At 63.6% G+C, this 14,964-nt stretch carries 11 protein-coding genes; 6 read left to right on the forward strand and 5 right to left on the reverse strand.

What is annotated here, in order from left to right; translation table 11 throughout:
• Window positions 1-245: hypothetical protein (locus AC30NL_RS22135; RefSeq protein WP_489466142.1), on the reverse strand; the 245-nt coding region annotated here is incomplete at its 3' end.
• Window positions 246-583: 338 nt separating this feature from the next.
• Between AC30NL_RS22135 and AC30NL_RS22140 the strand changes: the two genes are divergently transcribed.
• From AC30NL_RS22140 to AC30NL_RS22160, 5 genes are read left to right on the forward strand one after another with little or no spacing between them, the layout of a single operon-like run.
• Window positions 584-2,929 carry a TonB-dependent receptor gene (locus tag AC30NL_RS22140; protein WP_489466143.1) on the forward strand — a complete coding sequence of 782 codons (2,346 nt, stop codon included), beginning with the start codon at window positions 584-586 and terminating at the stop codon, window positions 2,927-2,929.
• 44 nt (window positions 2,930-2,973) lie between these two features.
• Window positions 2,974-4,644, forward strand: a complete 1,671-nt coding sequence (locus AC30NL_RS22145) for a tannase/feruloyl esterase family alpha/beta hydrolase (RefSeq protein WP_489466144.1) — start codon at window positions 2,974-2,976, stop codon at window positions 4,642-4,644.
• A gap of 57 nt (window positions 4,645-4,701) precedes the next feature.
• Window positions 4,702-4,902: a hypothetical protein gene (locus tag AC30NL_RS22150; RefSeq protein WP_489466145.1), complete on the forward strand. Its 201-nt coding sequence runs from the start codon at window positions 4,702-4,704 to the stop codon at window positions 4,900-4,902.
• Complete coding sequence (locus tag AC30NL_RS22155) at window positions 4,887-6,263, forward strand: ABC transporter substrate-binding protein (RefSeq protein WP_489466146.1); 1,377 nt, start codon at window positions 4,887-4,889, stop codon at window positions 6,261-6,263. The genes AC30NL_RS22150 and AC30NL_RS22155 overlap by 16 nt, the downstream gene beginning before the upstream one ends.
• Complete coding sequence (locus tag AC30NL_RS22160) at window positions 6,260-9,631, forward strand: hybrid sensor histidine kinase/response regulator (protein WP_489466147.1); 3,372 nt, start codon at window positions 6,260-6,262, stop codon at window positions 9,629-9,631. Before AC30NL_RS22155 ends, AC30NL_RS22160 begins: the two co-directional genes overlap by 4 nt.
• 89 nt (window positions 9,632-9,720) lie before the next feature.
• Here the strand turns inward: AC30NL_RS22160 and AC30NL_RS22165 are convergent, their stop codons facing one another.
• Entirely contained in the window at window positions 9,721-10,809 is a 1,089-nt protein-coding gene (locus AC30NL_RS22165) for a YihY/virulence factor BrkB family protein (protein ID WP_489466148.1), read from the reverse strand.
• A gap of 632 nt (window positions 10,810-11,441) precedes the next feature.
• On the opposite strand from AC30NL_RS22165, the gene AC30NL_RS22170 reads away from it, so the two are divergent.
• The gene (locus AC30NL_RS22170) at window positions 11,442-12,746 is read left to right on the forward strand and encodes a tetratricopeptide repeat protein (RefSeq protein WP_489466149.1); all 1,305 of its coding nucleotides are present in this window, start codon (window positions 11,442-11,444) and stop codon (window positions 12,744-12,746) included.
• Window positions 12,747-12,901: 155 nt separating this feature from the next.
• Here AC30NL_RS22170 and minE read toward each other — a convergent pair whose 3' ends face one another.
• The 3 genes from minE to minC are packed head-to-tail and all read right to left on the reverse strand — an operon-like array spanning window position 12,902 to window position 14,773.
• The gene (gene minE / locus AC30NL_RS22175; RefSeq protein ID WP_489466150.1) at window positions 12,902-13,162 is read right to left on the reverse strand and encodes a cell division topological specificity factor MinE; all 261 of its coding nucleotides are present in this window, start codon (window positions 13,160-13,162) and stop codon (window positions 12,902-12,904) included.
• A gap of 3 nt (window positions 13,163-13,165) precedes the next feature.
• Complete coding sequence (gene minD / locus AC30NL_RS22180) at window positions 13,166-13,981, reverse strand: septum site-determining protein MinD (protein WP_489466151.1); 816 nt, start codon at window positions 13,979-13,981, stop codon at window positions 13,166-13,168.
• A gap of 33 nt (window positions 13,982-14,014) precedes the next feature.
• Window positions 14,015-14,773 (reverse strand): septum site-determining protein MinC, encoded by a 759-nt coding sequence (minC, locus tag AC30NL_RS22185; protein WP_489466152.1) that lies wholly within the window; start codon window positions 14,771-14,773, stop codon window positions 14,015-14,017.
• Window positions 14,774-14,964: the final 191 nt, after the last annotated feature.

The following is a 14,964-nucleotide window of genomic DNA, read 5'->3' on the forward strand; positions in this document are numbered from 1 at the left end:
ATCAACACCCGTTCGCCCTGATCCTTCGATACCTCAGGACTGGGTCGCTTCGCGATCGAAGGGCTTGTGGAGCGTCGGGATGGGGCTTCGATACGCCGTAGTCGTACCCTGTCCTGAGGTATCGAAGGGTCAGCCTGAACGGAAATCGGTGTCCGCAACCTGAAGGCATACACATCAGTTTGCATCGCACCCGATGGAGTGCGCGGCTCGTTGAGAGCAAAAACGTGCATCTTGGAAAGCGTCATGGCGCTTGTGGAGGTGAGCAGATGAAGTTGCTTTCGCTCATCACTGCTCAGAGGTGCTGGTCAACCGGGGCGAGGCCGGGCGGCTGCACATCGTGTACGAGGCAGTCCTTGCACGGCCTCATGCTTAGAGGCAAGATCCCCTCCCGCGCGCGAGGGGTGCTGGGGTAGCGGCTTCATCTATCGAATAAGCTTTGAAAGCTCGCACTTGAAGAACCCTTGGACGACGGCACGTCCCTCTGGTCGTCATCGGCCCGCAGCTGGCCAGCCGGAATCGTGACTCTGCAAGCCACTCATTCACAACACCTTGCCGGTTTTTAACCGGCGCACGGAGGCAACGAATGTATCAACGCCAGACACCGATCGCACTCGCTTGCGTATTGTTCATTGGTGAGGTACAGGCTCAACTCCCCTCCTCCGACGCCGCCAGCGCAACGCAAGCTGACAACGATGTTGTCGTGCTGGAGAAGATCACGATCACGGCGCAACGTCGCTCTGAAGTCCTGTCGAAGGCTCCCATCGCGGCCTCGGTCCTGAGTCAGCAGGCGCTGGACTCTCAAGGCATCAGCACGGCATCCGACATCGCCAGTTCCGTGCCCAACCTCCAAGTGGTGCAAAACGGATTCTCGATGCGCGGGATCGGCAACAACAACTCGTTTGGTGGATATCCGACCGTGGCCGTGCAGGTCGACGGCATTTACGAACCCGTCAACCAGGCATTGACCCTGGGCTTGTTCGACATCGATCGCATCGAGGCGGTGCGCGGCCCTCAGGGAACGGTCTACGGCCGCAATGCGACGGCTGGCGTCGTCAACATCGAAACGGCGCGCGCGAGTTCCAAGTTCCAGGCTTTCGGTGATCTCGCCTATGGCACCCACAACGACATCACCGCACGGGGTGTGCTCAACGTCCCGGTTTCCGATACGTTCCAGGTCCGCGCCTCGGTGATGAAGCGCCAGAGCGATGGCAACGTTGATGGGGGAGCTTCGCCGCGCAACTACGGCGAGATCGACGTGTCGAGCGCTCGCCTGGCTTGGACGCTCCAGGCAACGCCCGACCTGCGCTGGCGCGCGTCCTTGAGCACGGCGCAGAACAACGGCACGCTGTCCGATATCGTCCGGGCCAGCTACACGTACTTTCCGGACGCGAACATCGCTACGGGCACGCTCGGCGCGCCGGTGACGGTCGCGCCGGGCGGCAACATCCTTGGATACCGCAGCGCGCCCGACATCGCCAACGACGTGAAGCAAACGGCTTTTCGTTCGAATCTGCACTGGTCAATCAATGATCAGTGGTCCGTCACCTACTTGGCCGGCGCGACACGGCTGGTGAACAACGGCGTGGACTTTGCGTCAGGTCTCTTCACCCTGACGAACAAGGACTACGCCACCCGCACGCAGAGCCACGAGATCGACGTCAATTACGAGTCCGACGCACTCAAGCTGGTCGGTGGGATCTACACCTACCGGGACCGCACGAGCGGCGCACAGAAGATTGGCATCGGGGATGCCCTGCCGTTCCCGCTGTCCGCCGTCCTGCCCCCGCCGATCGTCATCGCGCCAGGCACTGGGTTCGAACCGACAGGCTTCGGCATCATCGATGTGGCCTCGCGTGTCAATGAAAATGCCAACGACTCGAACGCCGTGTTCGGGCAAGCCGTCTACAGCGTCTCGCCTGCGCTGCGGTTGACCGGCGGGATACGCAACACCAGAGACAAGTTCAGCACCAACGGCGATTCACAGGTCTGCGCCTTCGGCACGGTCGCGCAAGCCAATATGGCGCTCAGTTGCCCGGTGCCATTCGGCCCGCCGACTTCTTCGGTCGCGTCATCGAGTTCGAGCAATACCAGCTGGCGCCTGGGCGTCGACCACGACCTCTCGCCCGACAACCTTGTGTTCGCATCGGTCTCAACAGGCTATCGGGGCGGTGGCGCCACTGCGAACGTTGCCCCCCAATTCAGCACGTACAAGCCGGAAACCCTCAGGAGCATCGAGCTAGGTTGGCGTGGACGCATGTTGGGCAATACCCTGGGCATGAACGTCACGGCTTTCGACATGGACTACCGGAACCTGCAGGTCAGCGGGATTGGCCAGGACATCAGTGGCAACAACACGCCCGTCACGACGAATTCGCCAACTGCGAAGATTCGCGGCCTGGAGTTCGAGGGAGACTGGCTGGCAAGCAGACGAGATCGGCTGCAAGGATTCTTCACGTATCTGGATGCCCGCTTCGGCACCTTCATTGACCCCGTGGGCAACCCCAACAACATTCCGGGCATCTACAACAGCTTCGCGCCCGTGCCGATCCCGGGCACAGCGGCCGACTACAGCGGCAATCGCCTGCCGAACGCGCCCAGGGTCAGCCTTCGAGCTCGCTACTCGCATGCCTTCACGCTCGACGGCGGTTCACGCCTGACGCCTTCGATTCAGGCGTACTGGCAATCGGGCAGCTACACCAGTCTGAGCAACATCAGCGATCCGGCACGTGGCTACCGCAAGGCCTACAGCAAGACTGACCTGGAACTGCGCTGGGAGTCGGCGGACGGCCGCTGGACGATCGATGGCTACGTCTACAACGCGGAGAACGCGAAGGTCTATGCATCGGCCGTACCGCTTGCGTCTTTTACGAGCGTGAGCTACATGCCGATGCGCACAGTCGGTGTGCGGGTGGGCGTGCGGTTCGAATGAGAGGCTCAGCCTCTGAGTCGACGTCAGGCAAGGAAGGGAAGAGCGTGCTGCGAACCGAAAGCCCCACCGTTTCAGCCGCCCTGCTGGCAGCGGCAATGCTCGCAGGGTGCACCGCGCCCGAGTTGAGCCAGTCGCCGGCGCCGATGGAATGTGGCCAAGTGACGACTCGTGCGCTGGGCATTCCCGGGCTCACCGTGGCGACCGCGGCAGTGCGCGCCGCCAGCGGATCATCGGCTACATCGCAGGGCTATCCGGCGCATTGCCATGTGACCGGCAGCGTCCACCCCCGCACGGGAATCGACGGCAGGGCCTATGCGATCGGATTCGATCTGCGCCTGCCGGCCGTGGGCTGGAACGGCGGCTTCTTCTACTCGGGCGACGGCGGCTTCGACGGCGTGTTCAACGACCCGTTGGGCACGGTCGCAATGGGTGGACGTTCTAATGCGCTGTCGCGGGGCTACGCGGTGGTCAGCAGCGACGGCGGCCACGTCAGCGCACCCGGGCAGCCCTTCGACGGAAGCTTCGGCATGGACCCGCAGGCGCGCATCGACTATGGCTACAACGCCCTTGGGAGCTTGACACCACTGGCCAAGAAGATAGTCGCGCAGTACTACGGCAGGGCACCCGGGCGGTCCTACTTCGCGGGCTGCTCCAAGGGTGGCCAATCCGGCATGCAGGCAGCTGCTCGCTTCGCCGACGAGTTCGACGGCATCATCGCGGGAAATCCTGGCTTCAACCTGCCGAAGGCCGCGGTCACTCAATTGTTCGACAGCCAGCAACTGGCATCAGTGGACCCCGACTTGGCGAAGGCGTTCACACCAGGCGACATGGCGTTCGTCGCCTCGCGCATTCTCGCGAAATGCGATGCGCTGGATGGAGCCGCCGACGGCATGGTCCATGACCAGGCGGCGTGCCGAGCCGCCTTCAACTTCGATGCCGACGTGCCGCAATGCGGCGCAGGCGCGACACCCGATGGCAGTTGCCTGAGCGCAGGCCAGAAATCGGCGTTGAAAGCCATGATGGCCGGGCCCAAGACCGCTGCTGGCGAAGCGATTTACTCAGACTGGCCCTGGGACCCAGGCATCGCCGGCAGCGAGTGGCGCGCGTGGAAGACCTATTTGAACCCGACGCTCGCCCCGGTGTCCATGGCAGCGATCTTCTCGACGCCGCCCACGCCCGGCGTGCAGGCGTTCTCGCCGGTCGCATCGAGTTACTGGCGAGACTTTGATGCGAGCCGCGGCCAAGTCTTGATACACGCGACCGATGCGACCTTCACCGTGTCGTCGATGGGCTTCATGTTGCCGCCCGACCTGGAGCACCTGGGCACACTGAAGCAACGAGCGAAGCTGCTCGTTTTCCACGGCGCCGCGGACGGCGTGTTTTCCGTCAATGACACGATCCGCTGGTACGAGGCGCTTCGTGCGGGTGATGCTGGCGCGAGCGACTATGCGCGCCTGTTCCTCGTGCCCGGCATGAACCACTGCTGGCACGGCCCTTCCACCGATCGTTTCGACGCCTTCACTGCGCTCGTCGATTGGGTCGAGAAGGGCGTGGCGCCGCAGCAAATCTTTGCATCGGTCGACCCGGACAACCCGGACAAGCCAGCGGCGTGGTCGGCAGATCGCAGTCGTCCGCTGTGCGCCTATCCGGCCAAAGTCGTGCTGAGGACCGGCGCGACCGACCTGGAAAGCGCGGCCAGCTTCATTTGCCGTTGAGGTAAGAGGTTCACCCTGGGTTCACCCGACTGGCAGAAGCTCGCAGAAGGATTGATCATGTCCGCCTACATTGAGATGAATACATTCGCGAACGGTCGGTTGGCCAAGGGGCTGTGGCATTCCAACCTGTTCAACGAAGTGTGCATCACCGAAGTCCTGTGCAGCCCGGTCGCGATTCGCGCCAACGGGCTGAATATCGCGCGCACTCCCAACAACGGCCGCAACATCAAGGCTTCTTTGCAGTGCGTTCTGATCTAACCTTGAGTCGCTGCGAGATGGTCCCCGCCCGCGCCAACGACAACCGATTCCGGGCGATGCGTCGGTCGGCCGCGCGGTTCGTAGCCGCGACCGCCGGTATGTTCCTCGTGGGCATGGCCAGCGCCGCCGCGCCAGCCGCGAAGGACTCGCCGGCCTCCACTACAAGGACCATCACCGCGTGGTCGCCTGCCAGTCCAAACTCGACGGAGTCGCATGTGATCAAGGCTGCGGCCCAGGCTTTCAACCTCAAGCAGCGCGACTTCAGGGTGGACATCCAGTTCTCCGACGTGTGGCGGTATGACGAACTGGTGCGCAATGCGGCGATCGGCGGCGGCTTGCCCTGCCTGATCGAAACGGATGGCCCGCTCCAGCCTGGCTACATCTGGTCCGGCTTTCTGCTGGCGCTCGACACGTTCGTCCCCAAGCCGCTGCTGAACGACCTGCTGCCTTCGATCATCACGCAGGGCACCTACAACGGCCGCCTGTATTCCCTCGGGCAATTCGATTCGGGATTGGGGCTATGGGGCAACCGCCGCTACCTGCGCGCGGCCGGTGTTCGCGTGGCGACGCTGGAAGCCCCCTGGAGCTTGGCGGAATTCGAGCAGGCGCTGCAGAAGCTCACGGCACTGGATGGCGTCGAATATGCCATCAACTTTTCTGTCTACTACGCCCTGAGCGAATTCTCGGCCTATGCGCTTTCGCCGATCGTGCAAGGGTTCGGCGGCGACCTGATCGATCGCACGCATTACCAGTCGGCCAAGGGGGTTCTCGACGGACCCCAAGCGGTCGAGGCCATGAAACGCTTTCAACAGTGGTTTCGAAACGGCTGGAGCAAACCCATTGTCGACCGTTCCGACGATTTCGAGCAGGGCCGGACCGCATTGTCCTGGACTGGAAACTGGATGTACCAGGGCTATCGCAAGGCGCTGGGCGACGACCTGGTGCTGATGCCGCTGCCGGACTTGGGGCATGGCATCAAGACAGGCATGGGCTCATGGGGCTGGAACATCACCAGCACCTGCCAGGACCCGGCCGCCGCCTGGGCCTTCATCGCCCACCTCATGTCGAGCGAGGAAATCCTGCGCATCACGAATAGCAACGGCGCCGTGCCCGCGCGCCGCTCCGTGCTGGCCCGCTCACCGCTGTACGGCCCGCGTGGGCCGCTGCGCATGTTTGCACTGCAACTCGCTGCTGGTCTGGGCGTGCCGCGCCCGAAGACGCCGGCCTACATCACCATTCGCACGGCCTATGCCAACGCGGTCAGTGCCATCGTCGCCGGCGGCGACGTGCAGGCCGAGCTCAGCAAGGCGGCCCGGATCATCGACGCGGACATTGCACGAAATCGCGGCTACCGACCATGATGTCCGGTATCCAGCGCAAGATTCTGCTCGTGCTGATCGGCGTGCTGGCGCTGACCACTGCATTGAACGCCCTGCTGGCCTCGTATTTCACCAACCGGCAGAACCAGGAGTCCGCCTTCGCCGCGCTCGGCCGCGACTTGAACTCTTGGCAGGATGATCTGCAGCGCTTGACGCTGCAACTGAGAGAGGTCGCGCTGGCTGCTGCGGGCGACCCGGCGCTGTCAAGCCAACTGGCCGATCTGGTTGCGCGCGAGATCACGGCCGAGCGCATGGGCGCGACGGCCGACCGGACGGAGATCGACCGGACGGTGGGTTTCGGCAAGGCGATCTCGATCAACCGGCTGCACGTGGTGCTGCGCTCGGGCGGCTTTTCCAGCATCAGGGTCTATACCGGCGGCAGCCTGCGCCACTACGTCTCCGGCACCGAGGCGGGAATGCTGGTACGCAGGCCAAACGGCAGCCAGGTGTGGATCAAGGCTGCGCTGGACGCCAATGGAAACCTGCCGTTGCAAAGCTGGCCTGCCTGGGATGAGGGCCGACCGCAAATCCTGGGCGCAGGCCCCCAGCCCGCGCTGCGACAGCCTAGCGTGTCGTTTGAGTTCCCGACGGCGGAGAGCACAGCGATCGAGGTCAGCATTCCGCTCCAGGGCAGGGCCACGGACTTCCTTGCCCATGAAGGAGGCATGCCGTCGGAACGTGGCTTTTCGGACGTGAGGATCGCCCAAGCCGATGGCTCCGCAAGTGGCATGGCAGGGCCGCGGCCGGAGATATTTGCCGTGCTGGTGTTCCGTAAGCTCATCGACGGCGCCTATCTGCAAGGGATCGCCAGAAAGACCGGAACCTCGCCGGCCTTGTTCTCCGTCGATGGCCGCCACCGGCAGCAGGACATGCCTTTCGAACTTGGCGCGGCACAGTTGAAAGCTCTGCAAACCGCCCGGCTCGAAGAGCGCTCGGCAAGTCTGCGCGACACCATCTCCACCGAGCAGGGATCGTTCTACGTCGTGCTGCAGCCCTGGACGTTCGAAGACCAAACGCCCTTTATTCTCGGCATGGCCTCGTCTCGCGCCGGTGCCTTGCGGAATATCCGTGAAACGGTCACGGCGATCCTGATGGTGTCGGGACCGATCCTGCTGCTGGGCGCGGCGATGGGCATCTATTGGGTCCGGCGATTCCTCGACCCCATTCTGGCATTGACGTCCGCGATGAAAGGAATCGCAGCGAGAAAACAATCCGGTGATGCAAGCGACGATCTCGAGGGCGCGCGGGTCGAACTCCGACCCGTCGCGATCGAGGCGCAGGATGAAGTTGGTGAACTGGCCCAGGCCTTCAACGGCATGGTGGCCGAGCTGAAGCAGGCCTTCGACACGCTGGAGCAGCGCGTCGCTGAGCGCACCGCGGACCTGGCGCTGGCGCGCGACGCCGCCGACGCCGCCAATCGCGCCAAGGGCGACTTCCTCGCCAACATGAGCCACGAAATCCGAACGCCGATGAATGCGATCCTCGGCATGTCGTACCTGGCGCTGCAAAGCGGCCTCAATGCGCAGCAGCTCAACTACGTGCAGAAGGTGCATCGCTCGGCCGAGTCGCTGCTGGGCATCATCAACGACATCCTGGACTTCTCCAAGATTGAGGCCGGTCACCTCGACATGGAACGTGTGCGCTTTGAACTGGGCGACGTGCTCGACGACTTGGCCAGCCAGGTCGGCATGAAGGCCGAGGAAAAAGGCATCGAGCTCGTCTTTGCGCTTGAGCCGGAGCTGCCGATGGCGCTCGAAGGAGACCCGATGAGGCTTGGGCAGGTGCTGCTCAACCTGGGCAACAACGCGGTCAAGTTCACGGAGCGCGGCGAGATCGTCGTCAAGGTCGGTGTGGTCAAACGCGACGTCGCGAGCGTGCTGTTGCGCTTCGAAGTGCGCGACTCCGGCATCGGCATCACGCCTGAACAGCAGCAGCGGCTGTTCCTGCCCTTCTCGCAAGCCGACACCTCGACGAGCCGACGCTTTGGCGGAACCGGCCTCGGGCTGGTCATCAGCAGCCATCTGGTGCACATGATGGGCGGCCAGATCGGGCTGGACAGCACGCCCGGGCGCGGCAGCTGCTTCCACTTCACGGCAAGTTTCGGGTTATGTGAACAGACGGTCGCACCGAAATCGACCGGCCGGGCTGAGCGCCTGCGCGGCATGCGCACGCTGATCGCCGATGACAACGAGATCGCGCGCGAGCTGCTGATGCAAATGGCGGATAGTTTCGGCCTGCGGCCGACGGCGGTGGCCGACGGCCAAGCCGCCCTGCGGGCCATCGTGCAGGCAGACGCGAATGACACGCCGTTCGAGCTGCTGCTGCTGGATTGGAAGATGCCGCAGATGGACGGCATCGACTGCATGCTGGAGCTGACCCGGACGGGCCTGCGCCATCCGCCGCCAACGGTGCTGATGCTGACGGCGTTCAGCCGCGACGAAGTGGCGCGCCGCCTTGAGGCGTCGCGGCTGGACCCAGTCGCGACGCTGACCAAGCCGGTGACCCCCTCGACACTGCTCGACACCTGCCTTGGAGCGCTGCACTTGCCGGGGCAACAGGCGCTGCGCACCGAGCGGCGCGACGAAGCGCTCAGTACAGACCTCGCCAGCTTGGCTGGGGTTCGCATCCTTCTGGTCGAAGACAACCCGCTGAACCAGGAGCTGGCGCGCGACTTGCTCACCAGCGCCGGCATCGTGCTTGGCATCGCTGACAACGGTCAGGAGGCCTTGGACCGGCTCGATCGGGAACCGTTCGATCTGGTGCTGATGGACTGCCAGATGCCGGTGCTGGACGGCTTCGCCGCCACTCGGTTGCTGCGCCAGCAGCCGCAGTGGCGCGATCTGCCGGTGATTGCGATGACGGCCAACGCGATGGTCGGTGACCGGGAGAAGGTACTGGCCGCGGGCATGAACGACCACATCGCCAAGCCCATCAAGGTCAACGAGATGCTCGCGACCCTGGCGCGCTGGATCCGCAAAGCCCCGAGCAAGCCTGTGGCGCCAGCGATGTTCGACACCACCGCAGCACTTGCTGGCCTGCGCGGAAACAAGCAGCTCTACCAGCGGTTGCTACGCATGTTTGTGGAGCGCGAAGCGGATTTCGGAGAACGCTTCGTCGCCGCACGCCAGACCGCCGACACCGCGACCATGGTGCGCCTTGCACACGACCTGAAATGCGAGGCCGCCACACTGGGTGCGATGGGTCTGTCCGAAGCGGCGGCCTCCATCGAGCATGCCTGTTCGGAACATGCGGCCGCTCACGACATCGATGCACTCTTCGAGACCATCACGGCGCAGCTCGACCTCGTGATCACAGGGATGCGATCGATGCCGGAGGTGGCCAAGACTTGATCTGGCCCAGCGCAAAGCGCTGGTTTACAAGCATGGATTTCGAATCGTCCAGCGGATTGAGAGGCTGAGAGGCTCGCACATTTCACCCTTTAACGACCGCGCAGAGCCATGGGCTGCAGCGAAGCGCTTTTTCTCTTTCGCGAATGCTTCATACGAACGATCATTTTCACAGTCGCCGCAGTGCACGCGCCGAGCAGCATCGCGGTGCCAATGGCTTTCGCCGGCCTGGTAGCGAGGCGGCCTGCAAGGCCCTGCGCAGGATCGGGCTTGTGTTGCAAGCCGGGCGGCGCAGGCTTGGACGAGATAACAGCTTCCGCGGCCACTGGATCGGTCATCGACAGCGATTGCGCCGCCTTGTCCTTGAGCGAGCCCAAGGTATGTGCGTAGACCCAGGTGTATTCGGCCCCCAGGAGAAAAATCTGCGCCGAGTAGTAAACCCACAGCAAGATCACCGCCACCGACCCCGCCGCACCGAAGCCCGAGGTGACGCCGCTCTTTCCGATGTAGAGACCGATGAGATATTTGCCAACGGTGAAGAGCAGCGCCGTCACGGCGGCGCCGACCCAGACGTCGTGCCACTGGATGTGCACGCGCGGCATGATCTTGTAGATGAGCGCGAACAGGACTGTGATCAGCGCAAAGCTGAACCCGAAATTGACTGCGCTCGCAAGCGTTTCACAACCGCCGAAGAGCGGCCCCCACCAGTTGCCGAGCGCAGCGATGGCGGCACTCACGATCAGCGACACCAGCAGCAGGAATCCAATGCCCATGACCATGCCGAAGGACAGCATCCGCGAACGCAGCAGCGCCCAGATGCCGCTGGCCCGAACGCGACTTGGTGCGCGCCAGATGCGGTCCAGCGCGTCCTGCAGTTCGGCGAACACCGTCGTCGCACCCACCAGCAGCAGAAAAAGGCCTATAGCGGTGGCAAAGGCACCGTCCTTTGGTTGGGCCGCCGACTCGATCAGGCCCTGGATGGCCTGCGCGCCCGAATCGCCGAGCAGCCCTCGAAGCTGTTCCACCACCGCGCCGCGTGCCGCATCTTCGCCGAACACCAGGCCCGCTACCGCAGTCGCGATGAGCAACAGTGGCGCGATGGAAAACACGGTGTAGTACGAAATCGCGGCGCCCATGCTCGGCGCACGATCGTCGGACCAGGCCGACGCGGATTGCTTCATCAAATCGATGGCTTGCCGCAAGGTCACTGCCGCCTCCCGCGTTAAAGACTCTGCAATCAAAGCGGCAATCGGCATGCCTATGGGGAGTGGCTACAACACTGATTGCCTGGGCCTCTTCCTTCGAGAGAGCCCGAACGCTTCACCCTGAGACAGGATGTTGTAGAGACTCGCGGCCCGACCAAAGCGGCCGATCTCGAGAGCCAAGTCCCGCCGCTCGACCGAGACCATGGGGACGGGCAGGATGTCGTACGCGGGTGAGAGCCGCCAGCCACCTCTCGTCTGCAACAGCACGTTGGAAGAGGCAAAACGCTTCGCATGCATGGACAGCGCTGCGGATTGGCCAATCGGACCAAGGCGATGTCCAGATAGAGTGCCGCATCATGGATCCCACAAGCACTAGACGAGGGCGCGGTGCGCCTTGGACTGGCCCTCGGCCAGCATTGCAACCCGGCCCTGGCCACTCCGGAAGGGCGGGCCGGGGGCATTCCAATGCGTCATCGCCGCAGATGCCCATTGGACCCACAGGACGCGGGGTTCCCGGGGCTCGAGGATCGATGGCACCGCGGCGACCCAGCCCGTTCGGTGCGGCAGCAGGTCCGGTGCCTGGCGCTGCTGCGTGGGGGCAGACCGCCATGCCTTCACCATCGGCAGCGATGGGCGCGGTTTCGGGGCAGCGCGTATTTGCGCATCTGCTGGAGGGGCCAACAATCTACCTCGGGAAAGAGCAGAACGCGCCGATTGTCGACGGGTTCAATGCCGGCCAAGCCAATGCCACAACGGACAACGTGCTGCGGGTGACATCGTCGTGCGTGAACAGGCTGGGCAAGGACTGGCAGGCCGCGGTGGCCTGCCTGCACGCATTGAGTCGCTGTTGCCATCCGCAGACCGGGGAAGGTGTCTACCCCAACACGATCACCTTCAACGCCGCAATCTCGGCGTGCGAGAAGGGGGGGCGCCCGGATAAGGCGCTGCAGCTGTTCGAGCACCTGCTCAACGAAGGCCCGAAGTTCCCTGCCCCCGTTTACCCCGACACGATCACCTACAACGCCGCGCTCTCGGCCTACAAGATGGGGGGGCAGCCGGACAAGGCGCTGCAGCTGTTCGAGGACCTGCTCAACAAAGGCCCGAAGTTCCCCACCCCCGTCTACCCCGACACGATCACCTACAACGCCGCGCTCTCGGCCTGCGAGAAGGGGGGGCAGCCGGACAAGGCGCGTCAGCTGTTCAAGCACCTGCTCAACGAAGGCCCGAAGTTCCCCTCCCCCATATACCCGGACACGATCACCTACAACGCCGCGCTCTCGGCCTGCGAGAAGGGGGGGCAGCCGGACGAGGCGCTTCAGCTGTTCGAGCACCTGCTCAACGAGGGCCCGAAGTTCCCCACCCCCATATACCCGGGCACGATCACATACAGCGCCGCGCTCTCGGCTTGCGAGAAGGCGGGACGGGCAGACCGGTATCCCGAGTTACTGCTGCGTGGCATCAACGGAGTTCCCGGCAGGCCCGATACCCAGATATTCCGCCCGTCACTCGGCTTCAATCGCGCCCTGAACAAGCTGGACTTGCATGAGCGTGTCGCCCTGACCCGGCTGATCCGTTCCACCGAACGAAACCCCGGGGTCCACCCTGCCATCGCCCGGGCGATCTTCCATGTCCTGCTCAATGAACCCGAGAAGATCTTGGGTTCCGATGCAGTGGGCATCAACGACAAGACGGAATTCGTGGTGGGCCAGTACGGTGTGGGCTCGGTGAAAGCTGCCATCGCGCAGTGCATGCGTGAGCAGGGCTGGACGCCAGTGAACCCGCTGATGGCCAATAATCGGCCTAACCTGGGCGCCCTGGTGGTTCAATCCCAGGCAGGGACGACTTTGGCACCGTCCGCAACGACTCGCCTGAATCCGTTCGCCGAGGAGTTCAAGCCCCGACAAAGGGGATAAGGACATGGCCCGAAACAACTTGCCGTTTTGGGGCGCTGGGCGGGATGCGATGCAAGGCGCTCCTCACTTGTGAGGCGAGCCACACAAGTGAGGAGCAACGCCGCAGCGCGCCCGCCCAGCACCCCCAAAACGGGAACTTATTCCGGGCCAAATCCTTAACGCTTGGCTTCGGGCAGCTCGATCTTGACTTCAAGCACCTCGAGATTGTCCTGGCGCTCCAGGTGAACCTTGATGTCGTCGGGATTAATGGAGACATACTTCGAAATCACGGCGACCAGCTCGCGCTGCAGGGACGGCAGGTAGTCTGGCCGGCGAGAGCGGTCGTTGCGCTCATGGGCAAGAATGATCTGCAAGCGCTCCTTAGCGACGTTCGCGGTCCTCTTCTTCTCGCCCAGCAGGAAAGACAGCAATGACATGCCTTACCTCCTGCCCAGCAGGCGCTTGAAGAAGCCCTGCTTTGCCGCATCCACGAAACGCATCGGCCGGTCTTCGCCCAGGAAGCGCGCGACGACGTCCTTGTAGGCTTCGGAAACGTCGGTGCCCTTGAGGTGGATCGCCGGCAGGCCTTGGTTGGAAGCGTCCAGCACGGTCTCGGATTCAGGCACCACGCCAATCAGCGGCGTGCGCAGGATCTCCTGGATGTCCTCCAGCGACAGCATCTGCCCGCCCTCGACGCGCATCGGGTTGTAGCGTGTGATGAGCAGGTGCTCTTTGATGGGCTCCTTGCCCTCGATGGCACGCCTGGTCTTGCTGCCGAGCATGCCGAGGATGCGGTCCGAGTCGCGCACGGACGATACCTCAGGGTTGGTGACGATCAGCGCCTCGTCTGCGAAGTGCATGGCCATCAGCGCGCCGGTCTCGATGCCGGCCGGCGAGTCGCACACGATGTACTCGAACCCCATGTCGGCCAGATCCTTGAGCACGCGCTCGACGCCGTCTTGCGTCAGCGCTTCCTTGTCGCGGGTTTGCGACGCGGCCAGCACGTAGAGCTTGTCGCTTTGCTTGTCCTTGATGAGCGCCTGGTTGAGGTTGGCCTCTTTGTGGATGACGTTGATGAGGTCGTACACCACGCGCCGCTCACAACCCATGATGAGGTCAAGGTTGCGCAAGCCCACGTCGAAGTCGATGACGGCCGTCTTGTGGCCGGCGAGCGCGAGGCCGGAGGAGAAGCTGGCGCTGGTGGTCGTCTTGCCCACGCCTCCCTTACCGGAGGTCACGACGATGATTTTGGCCATCGGTTGGAGGTCCTTGTCTTTGAGATGAAGCGATCAGAGTTTCAAAGCCTCGACGACGAGCTTTTCGCCGTCGAGGCGCACTTGGGCGGCCTTGCCATGCACGTCGGCAGGCAAGGCGGTGTCGGTCGTCCGATAAGTACCGGCGATGGAGATGAGCTGCGGCTCCATGCAGGTGCTGAAGATGCGCGCGGTGGTGTCGCCCTTGGCGCCTGCCACGGCCCGGCCGCGAAGCGGTGCGTAGACATGGATGCTGCCGTCGGCGATGACTTCGGCGCCGAAGTTCACCACCGCAAGCACGACGAGGTCGCGGCCGCGGGCGTAAACCTGCTGGCCTGATCGCAGCGGCTTGTCCACGACAAGTGCGGAGGCATTAGGCGGCTGCGAAACGGCCGTGGCGATGGGTTCATCGACAAGCACCTCCGTGACATCTGGCGGAACTGGCCGCGGTGCGGGTGAAGGCCCGTCCGCAGGCGCATCGACGAGCCCTGCCAGCCTCGCCGACTCCATCTGCGCCTGGGTACCGCCCTTGACGGCGATGGGCTGCAGCTTGTAGCGCTGCAATAGCGCCACGAGCGCCACGAAGTCGATCGGCTCGACCGCGTCGACCACGAAGCCGAGGTCGATCACCACCGGATCGCGATCGAAGAGACCCGGCGTGTCGCCGAAGCGGCTCTCGAACTCCTGCGCCAACACCTGCGGATCGGTCGACTTGAGCACCAGCGACACGAGGGTGAGCGAGGCGCTCTTGAGATCAAAAACGGCGGGCGGATGAGCGCTGGGAACGGCAGCCATTGATGAGGGTGGGACTTCGCCGGAAAAACCGCGAGTGTACCGGTGGCGAAGGCATCGCCTTTGAGGCTGAGAGTATTTCGAACGTGTCCCAGCAGCACGTCAAAAGGCGCCTGATCTAGGCGCAAAGCGCAGCCATAGCTTGGCTATGGCGAGCATTTGCAACGACGAGCAGGGGTCTTTTGGCGTGATGA

The sequence above is a fragment of the Rhizobacter sp. genome (assembly GCA_021153565.1).
Lineage (GTDB): Bacteria > Pseudomonadota > Gammaproteobacteria > Burkholderiales > Burkholderiaceae_C > Albitalea.

Bases quoted from the DNA above. Each gene is read 5' to 3' on its own strand.
- AC30NL_RS22140 (WP_489466143.1), top strand. From the start codon at position 584: ATGTATCAACGCCAGACACCGATCGCACTCGCTTGCGTATTGTTCATT.
- AC30NL_RS22150 (WP_489466145.1), top strand. From the start codon at position 4,702: ATGTCCGCCTACATTGAGATGAATACATTCGCGAACGGTCGGTTGGCC.
- AC30NL_RS22160 (WP_489466147.1), top strand. From the start codon at position 6,260: ATGATGTCCGGTATCCAGCGCAAGATTCTGCTCGTGCTGATCGGCGTG.
- AC30NL_RS22165 (WP_489466148.1), bottom strand. From the start codon at position 10,809: ATGAAGCAATCCGCGTCGGCCTGGTCCGACGATCGTGCGCCGAGCATG.
- AC30NL_RS22170 (WP_489466149.1), top strand. From the start codon at position 11,442: ATGCCTTCACCATCGGCAGCGATGGGCGCGGTTTCGGGGCAGCGCGTA.
- minE (WP_489466150.1), bottom strand. From the start codon at position 13,162: ATGTCATTGCTGTCTTTCCTGCTGGGCGAGAAGAAGAGGACCGCGAAC.
- minD (WP_489466151.1), bottom strand. From the start codon at position 13,981: ATGGCCAAAATCATCGTCGTGACCTCCGGTAAGGGAGGCGTGGGCAAG.
- minC (WP_489466152.1), bottom strand. From the start codon at position 14,773: ATGGCTGCCGTTCCCAGCGCTCATCCGCCCGCCGTTTTTGATCTCAAG.